At 41.9% G+C, this 930-nt stretch carries 2 rRNA genes; both read right to left on the bottom strand.

Features of this window, described 5'->3' with window-relative positions:
- Positions 1–440 precede the first annotated feature (440 nt).
- Positions 441–556 (bottom strand): 5S ribosomal RNA (gene rrf, locus DPF91_RS21780).
- 132 nt (positions 557–688) lie between these two features.
- Positions 689–930: ribosomal RNA gene (locus DPF91_RS21775) — 23S ribosomal RNA — on the bottom strand; the annotation flags it as partial.

Below are 930 nucleotides of genomic sequence, written 5' to 3'. Positions count from 1 at the left end.
GGCCTGCCGCCAGCGTTCAATCTGAGCCATGATCAAACTCTTCAATTTAAGATTTTGTCGGCTCAATGAATACTGACTTCAAAACTACTAATGTAATTCTAAAGCTATTATCGTTCCAACAGAACGATAATGAATTGACTGTGCCAATGACCGAAGTCATCGTTTGGTCACTCAGTTCATTGAAACCAAAGTTGAAACCGGAGTTTCATTCTTTTGATTATCATCAACGAGTGCCCACACAGATTGATAGGTTTAAATTGTTAAAGAGCTTTGCTTTCAAGGGGTTAACCTCAAGAGCGGATGCGTATAATACGCGATTGACTCTGTAAGTCAACATAAAACTCTAAACTTTTTTATTTTCAGATTTTAAAAAATCTAAAGGCAAAATGTTTAAAACTTTATGGTGACTGTTTTCTATACAGAAAACGGTCAAAATTAAAGCCTGGCGATGACCTACTCTCACATGGGGAAGCCCCACACTACCATCGGCGCTGTTGCGTTTCACTTCTGAGTTCGGCATGGAATCAGGTGGGTCCACAACGCTATGGTCGCCAAGCAAATTCTGTTTTTGTCTTCACTTTTTCTAAAAAAGTGAAAGCAAAAAATCTGGAAAGCTGTGTTTAGTTCTTAATTTTAATTACACATTCAATGTTCTTATYTGAGTCCATCAAAACCCCTTGGGTGTTGTATGGTTAAGCCTCACGGGCAATTAGTACAGGTTAGCTCAACGCCTCACAACGCTTACACACCCTGCCTATCAACGTTCTAGTCTCGAACAACCCTTTAGGACACTTAAAGTGCCAGGGAAGACTCATCTCAGGGCTCGCTTCCCGCTTAGATGCTTTCAGCGGTTATCGATTCCGAACTTAGCTACCGGGCAATGCCATTGGCATGACAACCCGAACACCAGAGGTTCGTCCACTCCGGTCC

It is taken from the genome of Vibrio maerlii (genome assembly GCF_003415655.1).
Lineage (GTDB): Bacteria > Pseudomonadota > Gammaproteobacteria > Enterobacterales > Vibrionaceae > Vibrio > Vibrio maerlii.
The sequence above is the reverse complement of the archived record's forward strand: the minus strand, read 5'-3'. Positions and strand labels throughout refer to the sequence as shown.